The organism is Haloplanus rubicundus (assembly GCF_003342675.1).
Taxonomy (GTDB): Archaea; Halobacteriota; Halobacteria; order Halobacteriales; family Haloferacaceae; genus Haloplanus; species Haloplanus rubicundus.
Map to the genome: position 1 here is coordinate 2110319 of NZ_CP031148.1, position 20532 is coordinate 2130850.

General features: G+C 69.8%; 20 protein-coding genes and 1 pseudogene. 15 read left to right on the top strand and 6 right to left on the bottom strand.

Translation table 11 applies throughout. The features are described from left to right. Nucleotides 1–32: 32 nt before the first annotated feature. From dapA to psmA, 12 genes and pseudogenes are all read left to right on the top strand, one after another. Nucleotides 33–929, top strand: coding sequence for a 4-hydroxy-tetrahydrodipicolinate synthase (gene dapA / locus DU484_RS11765; RefSeq protein ID WP_114586227.1), 897 nt, complete (start codon nt 33–35; stop codon nt 927–929). After that, complete coding sequence (gene dapB, locus DU484_RS11770; RefSeq protein ID WP_114586228.1) at nt 926–1723, top strand: 4-hydroxy-tetrahydrodipicolinate reductase; 798 nt, start codon at nt 926–928, stop codon at nt 1721–1723. The genes dapA and dapB overlap by 4 nt, the downstream gene beginning before the upstream one ends. Further along, nucleotides 1720–2553 (top strand): 2,3,4,5-tetrahydropyridine-2,6-dicarboxylate N-succinyltransferase, encoded by an 834-nt coding sequence (locus DU484_RS11775; protein WP_114605976.1) that lies wholly within the window; start codon nt 1720–1722, stop codon nt 2551–2553. The genes dapB and DU484_RS11775 overlap by 4 nt, the downstream gene beginning before the upstream one ends. Continuing rightward, complete coding sequence (lysA, locus tag DU484_RS11780; protein WP_114605977.1) at nt 2550–3839, top strand: diaminopimelate decarboxylase; 1290 nt, start codon at nt 2550–2552, stop codon at nt 3837–3839. Before DU484_RS11775 ends, lysA begins: the two co-directional genes overlap by 4 nt. Next, on the top strand, nt 3836–4720 hold the full coding sequence (gene dapF, locus DU484_RS11785; protein ID WP_114605978.1) for a diaminopimelate epimerase: 885 nt from the start codon (nt 3836–3838) through the stop codon (nt 4718–4720). The genes lysA and dapF overlap by 4 nt, the downstream gene beginning before the upstream one ends. Continuing rightward, nucleotides 4717–5835 carry a M20 family metallopeptidase gene (locus tag DU484_RS11790; RefSeq protein ID WP_114605979.1) on the top strand — a complete coding sequence of 373 codons (1119 nt, stop codon included), beginning with the start codon at nt 4717–4719 and terminating at the stop codon, nt 5833–5835. Before dapF ends, DU484_RS11790 begins: the two co-directional genes overlap by 4 nt. Before the next feature lie 116 nt (nt 5836–5951). Further along, on the top strand, nt 5952–6329 hold the full coding sequence (locus DU484_RS11795; RefSeq protein WP_114586233.1) for a hypothetical protein: 378 nt from the start codon (nt 5952–5954) through the stop codon (nt 6327–6329). Nucleotides 6330–6380: 51 nt separating this feature from the next. Next, nucleotides 6381–7070, top strand: a complete 690-nt coding sequence (locus DU484_RS11800; protein ID WP_114606779.1) for an RNase P subunit p30 family protein — start codon at nt 6381–6383, stop codon at nt 7068–7070. Then, a pseudogene (locus DU484_RS11805) lies at nt 7067–7408 on the top strand (Rpp14/Pop5 family protein); the annotation flags it as partial. The gene DU484_RS11800 and the pseudogene DU484_RS11805, both read left to right, overlap by 4 nt. Nucleotides 7409–7509: 101 nt before the next feature. After that, a complete protein-coding gene (locus DU484_RS11810) occupies nt 7510–8247 on the top strand; it encodes a S1 family peptidase (RefSeq protein ID WP_114605981.1) in 738 nt (245 codons plus the stop codon). Between the two features lie 311 nt (nt 8248–8558). Continuing rightward, nucleotides 8559–8693 (top strand): hypothetical protein, encoded by a 135-nt coding sequence (locus DU484_RS20435; protein WP_262342780.1) that lies wholly within the window; start codon nt 8559–8561, stop codon nt 8691–8693. A 4-nt stretch (nt 8694–8697) separates the two neighbouring features. After that, nucleotides 8698–9465 carry an archaeal proteasome endopeptidase complex subunit alpha gene (psmA, locus tag DU484_RS11815; RefSeq protein ID WP_114586235.1) on the top strand — a complete coding sequence of 256 codons (768 nt, stop codon included), beginning with the start codon at nt 8698–8700 and terminating at the stop codon, nt 9463–9465. Between the two features lie 101 nt (nt 9466–9566). Here the strand turns inward: psmA and DU484_RS11820 are convergent, their stop codons facing one another. The 4 genes from DU484_RS11820 to DU484_RS11835 are packed head-to-tail and all read right to left on the bottom strand — an operon-like array spanning nt 9567 to nt 15101. Beyond that, nucleotides 9567–9923, bottom strand: coding sequence for a helix-turn-helix transcriptional regulator (locus DU484_RS11820; RefSeq protein ID WP_114586236.1), 357 nt, complete (start codon nt 9921–9923; stop codon nt 9567–9569). Nucleotides 9924–9971: 48 nt separating this feature from the next. Beyond that, nucleotides 9972–10757, bottom strand: a complete 786-nt coding sequence (locus tag DU484_RS11825; RefSeq protein WP_114586237.1) for an NRDE family protein — start codon at nt 10755–10757, stop codon at nt 9972–9974. A 39-nt stretch (nt 10758–10796) separates the two neighbouring features. Beyond that, complete coding sequence (folP, locus tag DU484_RS11830) at nt 10797–13259, bottom strand: dihydropteroate synthase (RefSeq protein ID WP_114605982.1); 2463 nt, start codon at nt 13257–13259, stop codon at nt 10797–10799. Between the two features lie 57 nt (nt 13260–13316). Further along, complete coding sequence (locus tag DU484_RS11835) at nt 13317–15101, bottom strand: flippase activity-associated protein Agl23 (RefSeq protein WP_114605983.1); 1785 nt, start codon at nt 15099–15101, stop codon at nt 13317–13319. A gap of 141 nt (nt 15102–15242) precedes the next feature. On the opposite strand from DU484_RS11835, the gene ribH reads away from it, so the two are divergent. From ribH to DU484_RS11850, 3 genes are read left to right on the top strand one after another with little or no spacing between them, the layout of a single operon-like run. Continuing rightward, nucleotides 15243–15647, top strand: a complete 405-nt coding sequence (gene ribH / locus DU484_RS11840; RefSeq protein ID WP_114586240.1) for a 6,7-dimethyl-8-ribityllumazine synthase — start codon at nt 15243–15245, stop codon at nt 15645–15647. Next, nucleotides 15644–16795: a pyridoxal phosphate-dependent aminotransferase gene (locus DU484_RS11845; protein WP_114586241.1), complete on the top strand. Its 1152-nt coding sequence runs from the start codon at nt 15644–15646 to the stop codon at nt 16793–16795. Before ribH ends, DU484_RS11845 begins: the two co-directional genes overlap by 4 nt. A gap of 33 nt (nt 16796–16828) precedes the next feature. Next, nucleotides 16829–18763, top strand: a complete 1935-nt coding sequence (locus DU484_RS11850) for a DEAD/DEAH box helicase (protein ID WP_114605984.1) — start codon at nt 16829–16831, stop codon at nt 18761–18763. Here DU484_RS11850 and trxA read toward each other — a convergent pair. Further along, nucleotides 18760–19164: a thioredoxin gene (gene trxA / locus DU484_RS11855; RefSeq protein ID WP_114605985.1), complete on the bottom strand. Its 405-nt coding sequence runs from the start codon at nt 19162–19164 to the stop codon at nt 18760–18762. The genes DU484_RS11850 and trxA overlap by 4 nt on opposite strands. 54 nt (nt 19165–19218) lie before the next feature. Then, nucleotides 19219–20514: an oxidoreductase gene (locus tag DU484_RS11860; RefSeq protein WP_114605986.1), complete on the bottom strand. Its 1296-nt coding sequence runs from the start codon at nt 20512–20514 to the stop codon at nt 19219–19221. Between the last annotated feature and the right edge of the window lie 18 nt (nt 20515–20532).

The following is a 20532-nucleotide window of genomic DNA, read 5'->3' on the forward strand; positions in this document are numbered from 1 at the left end:
CGACTAACAGCGCCGACACCCCACCCACGCACATGACACTCACCGAGTTCCGCGGGGTCTACCCCGCCATGACCACGCCGTTCCACGAGGACGGCAGCATCGACTTCGAAACGCTCCGCGAGGACGCCCGCCGTCTCGCCGACGCCGGCGTCGACGGCCTCGTTCCCGTCGGCTCCACCGGCGAGAGCGCGACCCTCTCCCACGACGAACACATCGAGGTGGTCGAGGCCGTCGTCGACGCCGTCGACGTCCCCGTCATCGCCGGCTCCGGATCGAACAACACCGCCGAAGCCCTCTCGCTCTCCCGACGCTCCGCCGAGGCCGGCGCCGACGCCCTCCTTCTCATCTCGCCGTACTACAACAAGCCCGAACCGCAGGGCATGTACGAACACTATCGGACCATCGCCGACGAGGTCGACCTCCCACAGATCGTCTACAACGTCCCCGGTCGCACGGGGCAGAACATCAGCGTCGACACGGCCGTCGACCTCGCCGCCCATCCCAACATCCTCGGCTACAAGGCCGCGAGCGGCGACCTGAATCAGGTCTCCGAGATCGTCGAGCGCACCCGAGACGAGGACTTTTCGGTCCTCGCCGGCGACGACGGCCTCATCCTGCCCACCCTCTCCGTGGGCGGGACGGGCACCATCAGCGTCGTCGCCAACGTCGAACCCGAGCGGACGGTCGACATGGTCCACTCGGCGCTCGACGACGACTACGAACACGCCCGCGAGCGCCACCACGAACTCGGGCCGCTGATGCGCGCGCTGTTCTGGGAGACCAACCCCATCCCGGTCAACGAGGCGATGGCGATCCGCGGCTACGGCCCGGGACACGTTCGCCTCCCCCTCACCCGCCTCTCGGAGGAGCTTCGTCCCGACCTGGAAGCCGTCCTCGCCGATCTCGAACCGCTGGAGGCCGAGGCGTGATCGAGGTCGCCGTCACCGGCGCCGGCGGCCACATGGGCCGGGAAGTGATCGAGGCCGCCACCCACCGCGACGGGATGGCGGTCACCCTCGCGGTCAACCGCACGGCGGTCGATCCGGTTGCCGGCCACGAGGTGGCCGACGAGGCGGACCTCCCCCGACTGCTCGACGACCGCGACCCCGACGTGCTGGTGGACTTTACCCTCCCCGACCCGAGCACGCGGTACGTCGAGGCCTGCGCGGACGCGGGCGTCGCCGCCGTCGTCGGGACGACGGGCTTCTCGGACGACCAACTCGCCCGCATCGCCGACGCCGCCGAGTCGGTGCCCGTCCTCCGCGCCTCGAACTTCGCACGCGGCGTGATGGCGCTCCGGCGGGCGGTCCGCGAGGCCGTCGCGGCGCTCCCGGACTACGATATCGAACTCACGGAGACTCACCACAACCGCAAGCGCGACGCGCCCTCGGGGACGGCGCTCTCGATTCTGGACGACGTCGACGAGGTGCGAGCGGAGCGACGCACCTCGGGGAGTCGGACGGAGTCCGGCGAGGAGGCGGCCGACCGCGTCCACGGCCGCGAAGGCGAACAGCCCCGCGAGGACGGTGAGGTGGGCGTCCACGCCCGCCGGGCCGGCGACGTGACCGGCGAACACGAACTACTACTTGCGGGGAACCACGAGGTACTGACGCTCACGCATCGCGCCGAATCCCGGGGCGTCTTCGCCGCCGGGGCGCTCGATGCCGCCGACTGGCTCGTCGGCCGACCCGCCGGCGAGTACGACTTCGAGGACACGATATGACACTGGAATCCGACGTATCCGACCTGTGGCAGCGCTACGACGACGACGACGTGGACGCCGAGACGGCGACCGCCGACGACTACGACACGCTCGACGCCTTCCTCGAGGGGCTAGAGGCGGGCGAGATTCGCGCCGCGGAGAAGCGGTCGGGCGAGTGGGAGGCCAACGAGTGGGTCAAGCGGGGCATCCTGCTGAACTTCGGCCTCCGCGCGACCGAGGCCCGCTCCTACGGCGGCGTCGACTACCACGACGTGCTCCCCCTGCGCGAGACGGGCGACCTGGGCGAGCGCGGCACCCGCAACACCCCCGACGGCACGACCATCCGCCGCGGCGCCTATCTGGGATCGGACTGCATCATGATGAGCCCCTCCTTCGTCAACGTGGGCGCCTACGTCGGCGACGGCACCCTCGTCGACTCCTGTGACACCGTCGGCTCCTGTGCACAGATCGGCGCGAACGTCAAACTCGGTGCCAACACGCTCATCGGCGGCGTCCTCGAACCCGTCGAGGACGCGCCGGTCATCGTCGAGGACGGCGTCTCGCTGGGCGCCGGCTGTCGGGTTACCTCCGGCTTCGTCGTCGGCGAGAACACGGTGGTCGGGGAGAACACCCTCCTCTCGCCGCGCATCCCCGTCTACGACCTGGTGGCGGAGGAAGTCATCTACGGCCACCTGCCGCCGGAGCGACGCGCCTTCACCCGGATGGTCGAGTCCTCTATCGGCGACCACGACCTCTTTGCCGGTGGTGCGTACAAACCGGCGGTGGTGGCGATGGACATCGAGGCCGACACACGGGACGCCACGAAGCGGGAGGAGGCGCTGCGGGAATGAGCGGGGAGGCGGCCGGCCCCGCCGTGCGACGCCTCGCGGACTGGTCGGCCGCCGACCTGACCGACCTGGCCGACGAGTACGGCACCCCCCTGTACGTCACGGATCTGGACCGGGTGCGCGAGAACGCGGCGCGGCTCCTCGACGCCTTCCCCGACGCCGACGTCAGCTACGCCGTCAAGGCCCACACCGGCCGGGCAGTCCTCGAAACCGTCCACGACGCCGGCCTCGGCGCCGAGTGTGCCTCCGCCGGCGAGGTGGTGCGCGCCCTCGACGCCGGCTACGACGAAGTGCAGTACACGGCGGTCAACCCGCCGGCCGAGGACCTCGATATCGTCCTCGACCACTGGCGCGACGGCGCGGGTCTGACCGTCGTCGCCGGCGCGCGCGACACCATCGACCGCCTTCGCGAACGGGGCTACGACGGCCGACTCGCCGTTCGCGTCAACCCCGGCGTCGGCGCCGGCCACCACGAGAAGGTGACGACCGGCGGCCACGCCAAGTTCGGCGTCCCCTACGACCGCGCCCCCGAACTCCTCGCCGGCGCCCGCGCCGACTTCGACGTGGTGGGCATCCACGCCCACGCGGGGAGCGGCATCAGCGGCGACGACCTGGACGCCCACCGCGAACTCGTCGCCCGGATGGGCGCGCTGGCTCGCGAGGTTGGCGACCTGGAGTTCGTCGACGTGGGCGGCGGTTTCGGCGTCCCGTACCGCGAGGACGACCAGCCGCTGGATCTGGACGCCGTGGCCGACGCCACCCGCGAGGCGCTGGGTGACGTGGACGCCGAGTTGGCAATCGAACCCGGCCGCTACCTCGTCGCCGACGCGGGCGTCCTCCTGACCCGCGTGAACACGGTCAAGCCCGTCGACGGCGACGGCTCGGACGGGACGGTACCCGTCGTCGCCGGCGTCGACGCCGGCATGACGACGCTCCTGCGCCCGGCGATGTACGACGCCTACCACGCCATCCGCAACCTGACCGCCGAGCGCCCCGAGCGCCCGGTCACGGTGGCCGGCCCCGTCTGTGAGACGTCGGACCTCTTCTGCGAGGAGCGGCCGATGCCGACGCCGCGGCGGGGCGACCTCCTCGCTATCGGCAACGCCGGTGCCTACGGCTACGAGATGGCCAGTACGTACAACTCCCGGCCTCGGCCGGCGGAGGTCGTCTGCGAGGCGTCGGAGGCGCCTCGGGAGGCCGGCGAAGCCGGCGGACTCGTCGAAACCGCCAGCCTCGCCCGCGAACGCGAGACCATCGCCGGCGTCACCGGGCTGGAGGTCGACCGATGACGACGGTCACCGCCGAGAAGTACCACGGCACCGAGAACGACTTCCTCGTGCTGCCGGCGGACGCGCCGGTGCCGGACCGCGCGGCCTTCGCCCGCGTCCACTGCGACCGCGAGACGGGCGTGGGCGGCGAGCGAACCGGCGCCGACGGCGTGCTCTTTCTGGACCTCGACCCCACGGCGTCGCCCGTCCGGGTGACGATGACGCTCGTCCAGCCCGACGGCTCGACGGCCGAGATGTGTGGCAACGGCGCGCGCGTCACCGCCGTCTGGGCCGCCCGCGAGACTGGCGCCCGCGAGGTATTGATCGAGACGCCCGCCGGCGACCGCCACGCCGTCGTGCAAAGCGAGGGCGTCACCGTCGAGATGGGGGTCCCGTCGTTCGACCCGGCGGACGTGCCCCTCGCCCACGACCACGACGGCCCACTGATCGAGGAGGCCGTCGAGGGCTTGCCCGTCACCGCCGTGAACACGGGCGTCCCCCACGCCGTCGCGTTCGTCGACGACGTGGACGCCGTGGACCTCGACGCCGTCGCGCCACCGGTCCGCCACGCCGAGGTGTTTCCGGATGGCGCGAACGTCACGCTCGCCTCGCGGGTCGAGGTGGGTGACGAGGCAACCGACGGCGCACCCGGCGACCCGGCCGCCTTCCGCCAGCGCACCTTCGAGCGCGGCGTCGAGGGCGAGACGCTGGCCTGCGGGACCGGTGCCGTCGCCGTCGTCGCCGCCGCGAAGCGCACCGGCCGCCTCGACACGGACGGCCCGGTCCGGGTGTCGCCGCCGGGCGGCGACCTCGTGATCGTCGTTCCCGACGACGGCCCGGCGACGCTCACCGGCCCCGTCGAACGCGAGTTCGAGGTGGACCTGGAGGTCCTCGAGCCGTGAGCGCCGCCTTCGACCCCGTCGACTTTCTCGATTCGGCCGTCCGCATCCAGTCCCACGAGGACGTAACCGAGATGCGCGACTTTCTGGTCGAGACTCTCGCGGCCCACGGCGCCGACCCCGTCGTCGACGACGCGGGCAACACGCTCGCAACGACGGGGTCGGGCTCCCCCCACGTCGTCTGCAACACCCACATCGACACGGTGTCGCCGCACGTCCCCTACGACCGCGCGGACGGCGTGATCCACGGCCGCGGCTCCTGCGACGCGAAGGGGCCGCTCGCGGCCATCCTGGCGGCCTTCCTCGGCTACGACGGCGACGCCGACGGCGGCCGCCTCTCGCTCGCCATTACGCCCGACGAGGAGGTGTACTCGACGGGGGCGGCGGCGCTCGACCTCTCCGTTCTGCCCACAATCGACTCCCCCACTGCCGACTACTACGTCGTCGGCGAACCCACCGGCCTCGACGTGTGTACGGCCGCGAAGGGGCGCTTCGAGGGGACCGTTCACCTCACGGGGCGGAACGCCCACGCCGCCGAACCGGCGTCGGGGGTCAACGCCGTCGCCGCCGCCGAGGGCGCGCTGGCGGCGATTCGGACCTTCGACGCGGAGCGCGACCCCCACCCCGACCTCGGGTCGGCGACGCTGACGCCGACGGTGATCGCCGGCGGCGAGGCGACGAATCAGGTGCCCGCCGACTGTGCGATCACGGTCGACCGGCGGAGCGTCCCGCCGGAGACGGCCGAGGGCTTCGCGGCCGAACTCGAACGCGCCGTCGACGACGCCACGCCCGACCCCGTCGGCGTCGACTTCGTGCCCACCGAGCGCCCGACCCCGTTCCTCGAGGCGTTCGCGACGGACCCGGACGCGCCGGTCGTCAGGCACCTGTCCGCGGCGGCCGACCGCGTCACCGACGGCGCGGCCGGCGCCGTGCGGCCCTTCACCGCCGCAACCGAGGCCTCCTATTTCGCGCCGGCGCCGACCGTCGTGTTCGGTCCCGGCGTCCTCGCGGACGACGACGGCCCCGTCGCCCACGCCGACCGCGAGTACGTCCGCGTCGCCGAGGTGGAGCGCGCGGCGACGGCGCTGACCGAGGCACTCGACGCGCTGCTCGGCTGATACGGTTTATTGTAAGTCATTACCGGTGGTTCGCCGGACCATCTCGGCGAACCACCGGTAAACAGTTACAATAAACCGTATGAGGCTTTTTCCCGTCGGGGGCGCTGTACCGACCTATGGTCCCCAGTCGCCGTGCTGTCCTTCGAGCCACCGGGACGACCACACTCGTCGGTTTCGCGGGCTGTCTCGGCGCCCTCCGATCCGGACGGGTCGGCGTCCGAATCGACAACCGCGACGACCGACGGCACGCCGTCGACGTCGAATTTCTGTCCGACGGCGAACTCGTCGCCGAGAGGCGGTTCACCGTCGACGGCGGGACGGAACGGACGGCCGAGAACGTCGTCGTCGCCGGCGAGTACCGGGTGGACGTGACACTGGACGGCGAGACGCACACGTCCGTCGAGTTCACCATGCAGGGCTGTACGGACAACGCGCTGTTCGTCGGCATCGACGCTGACGGGGCCGTCGAGGCCGGCGTCCTCGACGAGTGCTGACCGGCGGGCACAAACGCAACCCCCAAGCGCCCGGAGCGAGTGGACGGGAGCATGTACGAGGCGGTCCACGCCCACCCCGACGGCGCCGCGACGGCCGCTCGCTTCGCCGCGACGGCCGCGCGCATGGGCTACGACGGCGTGGTGATCCGGGCACGCGAGACGGCGCCCGACTACCCCGCGGTCGGCGAGGCGTCGGGCATCGACGTCGTCGACGCCGTCGAGATAGTGGCGTCGGACCCCGAGCGTGCGAGCGGTGCCGTCGGTGGCCTGCGCCCCGACCACACCCTCCTCTGCGTTCGCGGCGGCACCGACCGTCTCAACCGCTTCGCCGTCGAACAGGAGCGCATCGACGTGCTCACGCGGCCGATGGCCGGCGACGGCGACGTGAACCACGTCCTCGCCAACTGCGCCGCCGAGAACGGCGTCCGGATCGAGTTCGACTTCGGACCGGTGCTGCGCACGACCGGCGGTGAGCGCGTGCGAGCGCTGCGGGACCTGCGCAAACTCCGGGAACTCGTCGCGGACGCGGACGCTCCCTTCGTCGTCAGCGCGAATCCGGCGTCGCATCTCGAACTCCGGGCGCCGCGGGAACTGGTCGCCGTCGGCGAGGCGGTCGGCTTCGACGCCGAGACGGTCCGAGCCGGCCTGCGCGAGTGGGGGGAACTCGCCGCCCGCAACCGCCACCGCCAGTCCGACTCGTTCGTCGAACCGGGGGTCGAACGGGGGCGATACGACGGATGAAGCACCTGCCCAAACACCTCCAGCCGCGGTGGCGCTACCTCGCCGTGGGGCTGGAGGCGTGGCCCGATGCCGCTTTCTCCCGCTCGGACTTCCAGCGGGCGGTGTGGTACGCGGCGGGGAACCTGCTGGGCGATCCGGGGAGCGCGGACGCCGACCTGCGCGTCCTGCACTTTTCGTTCGCCGACGGCGCGGGCGAGGCGGTGGTGCGGGCGCGGCGCGGCGAAGTCGGGCCGGCGCGGGCCGCGCTGGCCTGTGTGGACGAGGTGGCCGGGCATCCGGTCGGCCTCCACGTCCGCGGCGTCTCGGGGACGGTCCGGGGCTGTGAAGAAAAGCATCTCAGGCACTGAGCGTCCGGTAAATATGCATTATCTGTGGACGGATTAGACAAGGTTTGTAAATGAGTTAAGCAATAAATAGTACCCAAATCCCGGAGTTAGCTATGGTTCGAGATACCCAACTGTTGAAATATACGACGCTAATAAAATACGAGCTTGGGAGTGTGAAATATTCAGCCACAGGATGTTTCGTGAGAAATTCTGCTAATGAGGATTATCTCATCACAAACAAACACGTAATTAGCCATGAACACGGCATTAGTCCCGAATACTTTCGGATATTTGTCAGAAAGACAGGAGTGAATTCTGAAAGGGAATTTTTCGATCTATCTCTGAATGAGGGTTCACATAGACCACTCACACATCCGGAGTGTGAGGAAGCAGACGTTGCGGCCGTCCCCCTTGGAATAAACTTGGACGAATACGGAAGTGTTCCAATTCATCAAGATGAAGTTGTCCCTGAAGATACTGATGCTGTTCTCGCAGGAGGGGATGCTATCGTTATTGGATACCCTAATGAACTAAAGGAAGAATCTACGTACAACCCAATCATTCGACGTGCACTTGTCTCAACACCATATGGGCAGGAATTCAATGACGAACCTTGTTTCCTAATGGACGCTCGTATGCATGTCGGGATGAGTGGAAGTCCCGTTTTTACCTCTCCGGCAGGACATTATCTTTCCCCTGAGGGTGAAGTCGTGGTTTGGAAAGATGATGACTCACGAGAAGTTGTCCCCTCATTATTAGGAATTCACTCCGGACCTGTGGACCGGAGTTCTAATTTGGGACTCCACCGGGTCTGGTATCCAAGTGTTCTATTCGACATTGTTAACCAATGATCTATCATCAACGCATTAATTTAAATACAAATTCCCGCTATCTGTCATCAAATACGTGCCTCCTACATTTGACGAGTACCCGCCGCTACCGTCGCACAGTCTTTTCTAAGGAGTCGTCACATTGAGGACATTTCTGTGGAATCTCGTCGATCTCGGTCAGCCCGAGTTTATGCCCGCAAACGTAGATCGCGTCGATACATTTTAGATCGTTCATACTGCCGTAATCAGCCGACACAGGGAAGTGACTTCCTGTGATGCGTTATCAGACACCACGCCCTTAACAGGAAAGGTATTTAGGACGCCGGGCCGGAGTGCGGGCCGAGAGACGCGTCGTGTTCGAGAACGACCGTCGGCGTGGCTACGTCCGCGACGGCAACGTGGACGTTGACGGGCCGGAGGGGTTCACGGGCGCGACCGAACTCGATCTCGATTCAGAGTCAACGTGATACAATGCAGGGACAAGCCCAACAGCAGGCATACGACCGCGGGATAACGATCTTCTCGCCCGATGGCCGCCTCTATCAGGTCGAATACGCGCGGGAGGCCGTCAAGCGAGGGACAGCGAGCATCGGCATCCGGACCGAAGACGGCGTCGTACTGGCGGCGGATAAGCGCTCCCGGTCGCCGCTGATGGAGCCGACGAGCGTCGAGAAGATCCACAAGGCCGACGACCACGCCGGCATCGCCTCCGCCGGTCACGTCGCCGACGCGCGCCAACTGATCGACTTCGCCCGTCGACAGGCCCAGATCAACCGCCTCCGATACAGCGAGCCCATCGGCATCGAGACGCTCACCAAGGAGGTCACGGACCACATCCAGCAGTACACGCAGGTCGGTGGTGCGCGCCCGTTCGGCGTCGCCCTCCTCATCGGCGGCATCGAGGACGGCGAGCCCCGCCTCTACGAGACCGACCCCTCGGGGACGCCCTACGAGTGGAAGGCGGTCTCCATCGGTGCCAACCGCGGCGAACTGCAGGAGTATCTCGAAGAGAACTACGAGGACGGCCTCGACCTCGACGGCGGGATCGAACTCGCGCTCCGAGCGCTCGCCACGACCAACGACGACACGCTCGAACCCGCAGGTGTCGACGTGGCGACCATCGACACCGACTCCGAGCAGTTCCACGAACTCACGAACGACGAGATCGAGACCCACCTCGACGCCCTCGAACTCCTCCCCAGCGAGGACGACGAGGACGCCGACGAGGACGAGGAGTAACTCCCGGCCGACTTCTTCCCGTCGCCTGCGGTCTCGGTGGACGGTTGTGACTGCGTCTCGTCGTCGAGCCGACCGACAGGAACGGCCGCGCCGCTCGTCGCCTAGTACTCTTCGTACGCGAGATTCATCAGCCACTGCGAGAAGGCGTCGCTCCGCGGATCGACTTCCTCCTCGCCGATAAACGGCGAGAGCATGTCGCCGGCCATGAGGAGGGCGAACTCGAGATCACGGGCGGTCGGCATCAGGAAGTAGGTGTTGTGGCCCTCGTAGACGGTCTCTTCGCGCTGGATCAGCCCCTGCTCGACCAGCGACTCGGCGAGGCGGCTCCCCTTCCGCGACGAGACGTCGAGCTCCTTCCACAGTTCGCTCTGGTGGATGCCGCGGGTGTCGAGAACGAGTTCGAGCGCCGCGCGTTCGTCGGCCGAGAGGTCGGCGTCGTCGGCCGCGCTCATCGGCATCCCTCCCACGTGGTCCGGAACATACCTCCACAAATCGGTGGCGCGGGTTTAAACTTGACCTTCGTCGGCGTCGGCGTCGGCCACGACCGCTTCGTACGCCGTCTCGCAGGGCGGCCCGGGGGCGAACCGATACTCGTCGCGGTCGCCGAGGCGGATCAAGGACGACGACCGGGTGCCGTAGCCGTTCTCGTGGAGACAGACGCCGAACTCGTGGTCGGCGAGGACGGCCGCCGCGCGGTCGAGCCACTCGCTCGCCGCCTCCCCCGGTTCGGGCGTCAGGGCGGTTCGGACCGCGCGGGCGTTCTCGGCCTGTTCGTTCGCCCGGTCGGTGCGGTCGGGGACCGACGGCGCCACGAAGGCGTCGGTGACGGCGCCGCCGCCGCCCAGCGCCGCGCCGCTGTTGACGACGACGTGGACGCCGGGATCGAGTTGGGTCACCCGGAGGTGGCCGTCCCACTCGAACAGGAAGGCGGCGTTCGCGTCCGCGACGACGAGGTTGAAGCCGTCGTAATCGTGGGCGTCGACCGACCGCTCGACGAGTCGGGCGGCCGACGTGGCGTCGGGTTCCCGGAGCGCGTCGGCGACGAGGAGGCCACGGGAGCGCTCGGGCGTCGTCCCCTCGACCCAGCGGTTCGTGATGCCGACGAAGACGCCGGCGTCGTTGTAGCCGATCCACGTCCCGCCGGCGCGGGCGTCGCGTGGGGCGACGACGGCCGGGTTCGACTCGGTTCGGCGCGGCGGCTCCGACGGCCGATCACGCCGCTCGTCGCGGTTGGCGGCGACGACGACCGGCGAATCGGGGAACACCTGCCACGCGAGCGTCAGCGTACACACGGGGCGCAGTAGGGGTGCCGGGCGGTTAAAGTCGGCGCGCTACGCCCGCCAGTCGTCGGGCACGTCCGCGGCGTCGGCCGTCGCGACGGCGGTGCGGACGGCGGCGACGTTCTCGGCCACGTCGTGGACGCGCACGATGTCGGCGCCGCGGTCGACCGCCAGCGCCGTCGCCGCAATCGTCGCGGGGAGGCGCTCGTCGGCCCCCTGCCCGACGTGGGCGAACATCGACTTGTGGGAGTGACCGAGGAGGATCGGACAGTCGAGCGCCCGGAACTCGGGCAGGCGGTCGAGGAGGTCGAAGTTCTCGACGTCGCTTTTCCCGAAGCCGAGGCCGGGGTCGACGATCACCTGTTCGCGGTCCAGCCCCGCCCGCTCCGCGAGCGCCACCCGCTCCGCGAGTTCGTCGATCACGTCCGACACCACGTCGTCGTAGGTGACGGTCTTGCCGGGGACGACCGGCGCGTCGATGCTGTGCATCACGATCACCGGCACGTCGAACTCGGCGGCGAGAAAGCGCATCTCGGGGTCTTCGAGCCCCGTCACGTCGTTGAGGATGTCGGCGCCGGCCTCCAGAGCGGCCCGCCCGACGGCGGCCTTCCGGGTGTCGATGGACACCAGCGCGTCGAGGTCGGCGAGCGCCTCGATCACGGGTCGGACGCGCTCGATCTCCGCCTCGACGGGGACGGGATCGGCGCCGGGGCGCGTGCTCTCGCCGCCCACGTCGATCACGTCGGCGCCCGCCTCGACCATCGCCTCGGCGCGCTCGACGGCAGCCGACGCGTCGAAGTACTCGCCGCCGTCGTGGAAGCTGTCGGGCGTGACGTTCAGCACCCCCATGACCGACGGCCGTTCGATCCAGGGGTAGTCGCGGTCGGCCGGCGCCCGCGTCGTCGCCCCGTCGATCCGCGGGCGCAAGGTGTCGGCGACGTTCCCCAGTTCCCGGCGGTCGAGTGCCGCGAGCAACTCCTGGAGTTCGGCGTTCGTGCCGGCGACGACGGCGGCGCGGAGTTCGCGCCCGCTGCGGTAGTCGGCAGTGATGGCGGTGGCGCCGACGCGTCCGGCGGCGCGGTCGAGCGCCCGCGCCTCCTTGCGGTCGAGACGGACCGTCAGCACGTCGCTGACGCTCTCGCTCGCCGCCGCCGCGGCGTCGACGGCGTCGGGGTGGGCGCGGTCGAGCACCGCCCGCGCGTCGTCGACGCCGTCGACGTCACGGGTGATCGCGAGTCGGGACCAGCGCCGCCGCGCTTCGGCGACGGCGAAGAGCGAGCCGACGACGAGTACGCAGTCCTCGGGGGCGGCGGCGTCGCGGGCGGCGGCGAGGCCGGCGGCGACGGAGCCTGCGGGTTCCACGGTCTCACCCTCGCCAACCGCCTCGAACGCCGCCGCGAGCACCGCGGGGTCGGCGGCGCGTTCGAGCGCCGGCGCGCAGGTCCGCACCGACGCCGCCGGGGGGAGCGCCTCGACCATCGACCGGTGATCCTTGTCGTGCATCGCGCCGAAGACGAGGTGGAGGTCGTCGTAGTCGTACTCGGCGAGGGTTTCGGCGACCGCTTCGCAGGCGCCGGGGTTGTGCGCGCCGTCGAGGACGACCAGCGGGTCGCGCTCGACGACTTCGAACCGGCCGGGCCAGTGGGCGTTCCGGAGACCGCGGGCGAGATGCGTCTCGGTCACCCGGTCGCCGCCGAACTGTCGTGCCAAGGTCGCGGCGACCCCCGCGTTCCGCGCCTGATACGCGCCGGGGAGGGGGAGGCGCGTCTCGACGCCCCAGTCCTCGCCCGTCAGGGCGACGCCCGCCTCCGCGTGGTTGACCAGACCGTCGTAGCGGACGCGCACGTCCGGCGACTCCTCGGCGAGACCGACCGAGAGCGCGTCGGGAGCGTGCCGGCGGACGGCCGCGAGCGACTCGCCGGTCGCCCCCGTCACCAGCGGCGCGTCCTCGGGGGCGACCGTCACCTTCTCCGCGGCGATGTCGTCCAGCGTGTCGCCGAGGATGTCGGTGTGTTCGAGACTCACCGCGGTCACCGCGGCGGCGACGGGGTCGACGACGCTCGTCGCGTCGAGGCGGCCGCCCATGCCGACTTCCAGCACCGCCACGTCCACGTCCGAGCGGCCGAAGTACCAGAGGCTCATCGCCGTCAGCGTCTCGAAGGAGGTGAGGGGGTCGCCCTCGACGGCCCGGTCGACGAGATACGGTCGAACCTCCTCGACGAACTCGACGACGGCGGACTCCGTGATCTTCCGCCCGTCGACGCGAACCCGCTCCCGGATGTCGTCGAAATGTGGCGAGGTGTACAGTCCCGTGCGGTAGCCCGCCTCGCGGAGGATGGATTCGGTCATGCGTGCGGTGCTGCCTTTCCCGTTCGAACCGGCGACTTGGACGAACGCGACGCCCTCGTGGGGGTCGTCGAGGAACTCGAGCAACTCTCGGATCGACTCCGTGCCCGGATCGAGCGCGAAGCGGCGGAGATCGGAGAGAAAGTCCGCCGCGGCGTGGTAGTCCATGTCCTGCATCGGTCGGGCGAGGGTTTTAGTCCCACGGGTCGTGACGAGCGTTGCCCGCTACACGTACCCCTGTTCGCGGGCGCGTTCCAGCGCCGACTCGTCGACGAACACGACGATTTCGTCGCTCCAGAGCCGGAAGTCGTGGCGGTGGCGTTCGTAGCCCGAGAGCTCTCGGGCCACGCGGTCCTCGTCCCAGCCCGCGGCGACGACCACCGGCGGCGGATCAGCGGGGAGCGACGCGTCCGGTGCGGTGCTCGTCACCTCGGCGTCGTAGCGTTCGAGATACCACGGGAGCGGGAGGCGGGTGTGCCACGATGGCCCGCCCGGGCGGGGTTGCTGGAGCGTACTCTCGTTCGCGACGTAGAAGCGCACGTCGCTCGGGTTCCCCGGCGTGTGCGTGCCGACGAAGAGGACATCCGTTCCTTCGTTCGCGCGGACGACGCCGCGGACGAGTTCGAGCGTGTCCTTCAGGTCGTTCTCGGGCTGTGCCCACTGGATCACCTCGCCGGCCTCCGCGTCGGACGCGCTGTTGGCGTAGGCGGCGTTGGCGCCGACGGTGCCCACCGCGGCGGCACAGAGCACGAGGGCCGCGAGGGCGGCAGGACGGGTCCACGCCGCGGGGGTGAGGAGACCGTTGGTGTCGGGGTCGTCGCCCGCCCGTGCCCGAACCGTCTCCCTGACGCGCCGGGCGGCGGCGGCGATGCCGACGGCCGCGGGGACGGCGAGCGGGATGACGGCGTGGACGGCGGCCCACGGCGCCCGGATGTCCGTCGCGATGGGGTAGCCGACGATGCTCACCGCGCCCCAGTAGGTCGCGAAGGCGACGATATCGCGGTAGCCGTCGTCGCCGTAGCCGTCGGCGACGAAGCCGACGAGGGCAAAGAGGAGGACGAAGGGCGCGCCGTACAGCAGGGTTTCGAGGTAGTCGTAGAGGAAGGGGAGGTAGTCGTGGTTCTGGTGGCTACCGGCGACCCAGAGGCTGTAGAATGACTCCCACGAGCCGACGGTCGCCGCCTCGACGACGCCGGGGAGGCGACTCGGCGCCGCGAGCGCCGTCCAGAGTTCCGGGCGGGGGGCGTAGAAGAACGTCACTACGGCGAAGAAGGCGACGAGGGCGCCGACGGTGTGGACGGCGGTGAGTCCGATCCCGCGGCGGACGGAGCCACCCCAGGCCTGGAGGCGGTAGGCGAGGGCCGTCCGCCAGTCACGGAGGACGAGCTGGCGGACCGAGCGGTCCGAGCGGGCGGCACGGAAGAGGCGGTGATCGATGAGGAGCGCCCCCGCACCGAGATAGCAGAGGACGTAGACGACGGCGTTCTCCTTGGTGGTGAAGGCGAGACCCATGGCCGCGGCGGCGGGGTAGACGAGGCGGGCGTCGCCCCGGTCGAGGGCGCGGACGAACATGGCGAGAGCGACGAACGCGAACGCGCCGACGAGGACGTCGTTGCGCATGAACCGCGAGTAGTAGACGAGCAGGGGGTTGATCGCGAGGACGACGGCGAGGGCGACGAGTTCGGCGTCGCGCAGGTGGTCGCGCAGCAGCCACGCCGAGAGGGGGAGGAGGCCGCCGACCACGGCGACGATCAGGCGGGCGCTGAAGTCGGAGGCGCCGAGGACGGGGATCGAGAACACCCAGTCGTTGACGATAAAGAGGAAGGGACCGTGGACGATGGGCCGGTACGCGAACTGCCCGGACTCGTGATAGCGGAGTATCCAGTAGGCGACGCGGCCCTCGTCCCAGTGGAAGATTCGGACGCCGAGGCCGACGAGCCGAACGGCGAGGGCGAGGGCCGTGATCGCGAGAACCGCCTGGAGGGCGCGGCGGCGGGCGTCGAACGGCATCGCTAATCCCTGTCGCCTCGGCGGTAACAACTCTTTCCCTTCGGGAGTGGTCGGCTCGGGCGCTGGGCGGTGGCGGATCGGCACGCGATGGCCATCACCGCGGAGGGCAAGGCCTTTGCCACCCCGCGCCGACCCGCGGATATGGTACGACTGGGGCTGGTGGTGGCGCAGTTCAACGCGTCCGTCACCGAGCCGATGGCGGAGGAAGCGCGGGCGGCGGCCGCCGAGGCGGACGCCGAGGTAGTCGAGGCCGTCGACGTGCCGGGAGCGTACGACGCGCCGCTGGCGGCGGATCGGCTCGCGCGCCGCGACGATATCGACGCGGTGGCGGTCATCGGTGCCATCGTCACCGGCGATACGGCGCACGACCGCGTCATCGCGGATGCGACGGCGGAGGCGCTGACGCAGGTGAGCCTCGACCGCGACACGCCAGTCACCTTCGGCGTCAGCGGGCCGGGAATGAGCGGGGCGGAAGCGCGAGAGCGCGTCGAGAAAGGAGCGGAAGCGGTAAACGCGGCCGTCGAGATGGTACGCACGTTACCATGACGGACTTCGATTTCGCGGCGCGCGTCGGGCGCGTCGAACCGAGTGCGACTCTCGCGATCAGCAACCTCGCCAACGAACTAGAGGCCGACGGCATCGACGTCGTCGACCTCTCGGTCGGCGAACCCGACTTCGACACGCCGGACAACATCAAACAGGCGGCCGAAGCGTCGCTGGAAGCCGGCGACACGGGCTACACCTCCTCGAACGGCATCCCGGAGCTTCGCGAGGCCATCGCGGACAAACTGCGTGCGGACGACATCGACTGCACCGCGGACAACGTGGTCGTCACCCCCGGCGGCAAGCAGGCGCTCTACGAACTCTTCCACACCCTGATCGACCAGGGGGACGAGGTGGTCCTCCTCGACCCCGCGTGGGTCTCCTACGAGGCGCAGGCGAAGATGGCCGGCGCCGACCTCTCGCGGGTCGACCTCTCACCCTATGGCTTCCAGCTCGAACCCGCGCTCGACGACCTCGCCGGGGCCGTCTCCGACGACACCGAACTCCTCGTGGTCAACTCGCCGTCGAACCCGACGGGCGCCGTCTACTCCGACGCGGCGCTCGAGGGCGTCCGTGACCTCGCCGTCGAGCACGACGTCACCGTCATCTCCGACGAGATGTACGACGAGATCACCTACGGCGTCGAGCAGACGAGCCTCGGGAGCCTGGAGGGCATGGGCGACCGGACGCTCACGGTCAACGGTTTCTCGAAGGCCTACGCGATGACGGGGTGGCGGCTCGGCTACTTCTGTGCGCCCGAGGACTTCGTCTCGCAGGCGGGCAAGATCCAGTCCCACTCCGTCTCCTGTGCGGTCAACTTCGTCCAGCACGCGGGCGTCGAGGCCCTCCGCAACACCGACGAGGCGGTCGGCGAGATGCGCGACGCCTTCCGCGAGCGCCGCGACATGCTCGCGGACCTCTTCGCCGACCACGGCGTCGACGTCCCCGTCGGCGACGGCGCGTTCTACATGATGCTCCCCGTCGACGAGGACGACCAAGCGTGGTGTGAGGGCGCCATCGAGGAGGCCCACGTCGCCACGGTTCCGGGGAGCGCGTTCGGGACGCCCGGCTACGCCCGCCTCTCCTACGCGGCGAGTCAGGAGCGACTGCAGGAGGGCGTCGAGCGGCTAGCCGAACACGACTACATCTAAGGTTTAGGTACGGGCGCGTCGAACGGCTACCCGATGCGCGTCCGGGACCTCCCGCTGTCGGCAGCCGTCATCGACCACTTCGAATCGCGGGGGATCGAGGAGCTATACCCCCCGCAAGCGGCGGCCGTCGAGGCCGGCGTCTGCGAGGGCCGCCGCCTCGTCGCCGCCGTCCCCACCGCCAGCGGCAAGACGTTCGTCGCGACGCTCGCAATGCTGACCGCGGACGGTCCCGGTCTCTACATCGTCCCACTCCGGGCGCTCGCCCGCGAGAAGTACGAGACCTTCTCGGCGCTGCCGGGCGTGAGCGTCGGCATCTCGACCGGCGACTTCGACGAACGCGCCACCGAGTTGGGCGATCACGACATCGTGGTCGCCACGAGCGAGAAGGTGGATTCGGCCATCCGCAACGGCGCCGACTGGATCGCCGACCTCGCCTGCGTCGTCGTCGACGAGGTACACCTCGTGGGGAGCGAGGGCCGCGGGCCGACCCTCGAAGTCACGCTCGCCACCCTCGGACGCCGGGCGCCGGGGGTACAGATCGTCGCCCTGTCGGCGACGGTGGCCAACCCCGACGAACTCGCCGACTGGCTGGACGCGGGGCTCGTGCAGTCGACGTGGCGGCCGGTCGACCTCCGAACCGGCGTCTACGCCGCGGGTAGGGTCGGCTTCGACAGCGAGGCGTCGAAGACGCCTCGGGCAGCCGGCGACGACGGCACCGAGCGGGACGTGTCGGTACCGGGCGACCCCGCCGACGCCACGGACGCCACCGACGCCCTCGTCACCGAGGCGGTCGACGACGGGGGACAGGCGCTCGCGTTCGTCCGCTCCCGGCGCGAGGCGGAGACGCTCGCGGAGCGACTCGCGGCCGCGGACCTCGGGTCGTCGCCCGAGGTGGCCGACGAGATTCGCGGCCTCGACGGCACCGAGACGGGCCGCCGCCTCGCCGACTGCGTCGAGGGGGGCGTCGCCTTCCACCACGCCGGCCTGCGGAGCGCCCACCGGGTCGCCGTCGAGCGCGCCTTTCGGGACAGGGAGTTGAAGGCCATCTGCGCGACGCCGACCCTCGCAGCGGGCGTGAACGTGCCCGCGCGTCGGGTGGTCGTCCGCGATCAGAAGCGATACACCGGATCGGGGATGGAGTGGCTCCCGACGCTCGAAGTCCACCAGATGTGTGGCCGAGCGGGACGCCCCCACCTCGACCCCTACGGCGAGGCCGTCCTCGTCGGCGACGAGACGACCCGCGACGAACTGTGGGAGCGCTACGTCGAAGCGGGCCCGGAGCGCGTCGACTCGAAGCTCGCCGATCCGAACGCACTCCGCACCCACGTCCTCTCGGTCGTCGCCTCGGACTTCGCGGCGTCGCGCGAGGGCGTCCTCGACGTGCTGGACGCCACGTTTTTCGCCCACGGGACGCCTACGTCCGAACTTGGCGGTGTCGTCGACACTGCCATCGCCGACCTCGTGGAGATGGGGATGATCGTCGACGAGGACGGGCTGGCGGCGACCGATCTCGGCGCGCAGGTGTCGCGGCAGTACGTCACGCCGGAGACGGGCGCCCGCGTCGTCGACGGCCTGCGGACGGCCACGGGGATGGCGACGGTGACGGGACTCACGGCCCTGGAAATCGTCTGTGACACGCCGGACATGCAGGATACGTACCTCGGCAACCGCGAACGCGCCGATATGTACCAGTTCGCACAAGACCACGCCGACGAGTTCACCACCCGGATGGGGGAAACCGAGGATTTCGAGGGATGGTTGACGGCAGTGAAGACGGCGCGAGTCCTCTACGAGTGGACCGAGGGGGCAAGCGCGGAGGACCTGGTCGAGCGGTTCCGCATCGGTCCCGGTGACCTGGAGTCGCGGATCGAACGCGCGGAGTGGTTGCTCGGCGCCGCCGACGCCATCGCGAGCGTCGTCGACGCCGACGCGACGGTACCGTTCCGGGAGCGGCGGGCGCGGCTCTAGGCGTACTGATCGATCAGCGCCGACAGCTGATCCTCGCTCTGCACGCCGACCACTCGCTCGACGGTGTCACCGTCGGCGAACAGGAGGAGCGTCGGCACGCCGCGGACGCCGTACTCCGAGGCGAGACCCTGATTCGCGTCGACGTCGACTTTGGCGACGGCCGCCGGCGTCGACGCCGCCAGCGACTCGACGATCGGTTCGAGCATCTGGCAGGGTCCACACCAGTCGGCGTAGAAATCGACGAGGACGACGCCGTACTCGGCAGTCAGGTCGGCGAGATGGGCCGGCCCGTCGACGTGGATGGGGTCGTCGGGTGCGGTCGCCGCGCCGTCCTGCAGGTCGCGTTCGAGGCTCTCGCGTTTCTCGGCACGAATCCGTTCGATGTCGTCGGTGTCGCTCATCGGCGGCTAGTCGGTGCCGAATCGACTTAACAGTTTTGTGGGTTTTGGGCAATACTAACTGTCGCGGTCGTACGCCCCCGCCTTCCGGAGACGCCCCACCTCGTCCAGTACCGCCGGCGTCCGACAGACCCCCGGGGCGCCCGTCACCTGCGGCACCGCGCAGTTGTTACAGGAAGCACAGACGGCGCTCGCCTCGGCGTCGGCGAGCAGACGTGCGGGGAGTTCGGGTTCGGCGTAGAACGGGCGGGCCATCCCCACCATGTCGCAGGCGTCGCCGAGGAGACGGTCGATGCGCGGGCGTTCGCGGATGCCCCCCTCACAGCAGACGGGCACCGAGACGGCGTCGCGGACGGACCGGCAGAGGTCGGCGTTCCACGCGGGGTCGAAGTCGTACCAGCGGGCCTGGACGCGGTTGGCGAGGGCGACCAGTCCGGCGCGGAGGCGGCCGCCGAACGCCTCGGCGTAGCCCTCGCGGAACCCCTCGTCGCGCCACGCCCGCGCGGGGAACCGCCCGCGGACGATACTCATGTCCCAGAAGACGGAGCCGGAGACGGGGACGAGGGCGTCGTAGCCGATTCTGTCGAGGCGGCGACAGATCTCGACGGCGTCGGCCCGCGACAGACGACGCCGGACGACGGGCGGCGCCGCCGTCTCGGCGGGCACCTTCGTCAGCAGGGGCACGTCGCCGGCGTGGTCGCGGACGGCGTCGTGAACGACTTCGAGGAAGCGAACGCCGTCGCCGAACTCGTCGTCGCGTCGGTTGTAGAAGGGAGAGAGGAACTGATGGACGATACCCATGTTGGCGCCGGCGAGGTGGACCAGGTCGTAGCCGGCGTCGGCAGCGTGGCCCGCGGCGCGCCCGAAGTCGTCGGCCAGGTCGTACACCTCCGCGGTCGTGAGGACGTGCGGATCGTAGCCGAGGAAGCCGAGGCGGTCGAGGGCACGTAAGAGAGCGGGGGGACGCGAGACGGCGAGTTGCCGGAGGTCGGGATGCTCGTCCCGGTAGCCGGCGTGCCACGTCTCCATGCTCCGCAGGCCGCCGTGTTCGAGTTGGATGGCGACCGTCGTCCCGTACTCGTGGAGACGGTCTGTCAGGCGTCCGAGGCGGGAGACGAAGTCCGGGTCGTGGACGCGGGTCATCCCGGGCGCGGCACAGCCCCCCTCGTCGCGGACGATGGTGGCGCCCTGACACACCAGCCCGGCACCCGACGCCGCCGCGGGTTCGAGGTGGTCGATCAGCCGGTCGACCGCGTCGTCGCCGTTGCCCGCACACTCCAGCAGGGGGGCACGGTAGAGCCGGTTCGGAACGGTCACGTCGCCGATCCGGAGGGGGTCGGAGAGCCGGACCATAGGGGAGGTAGGGACGGC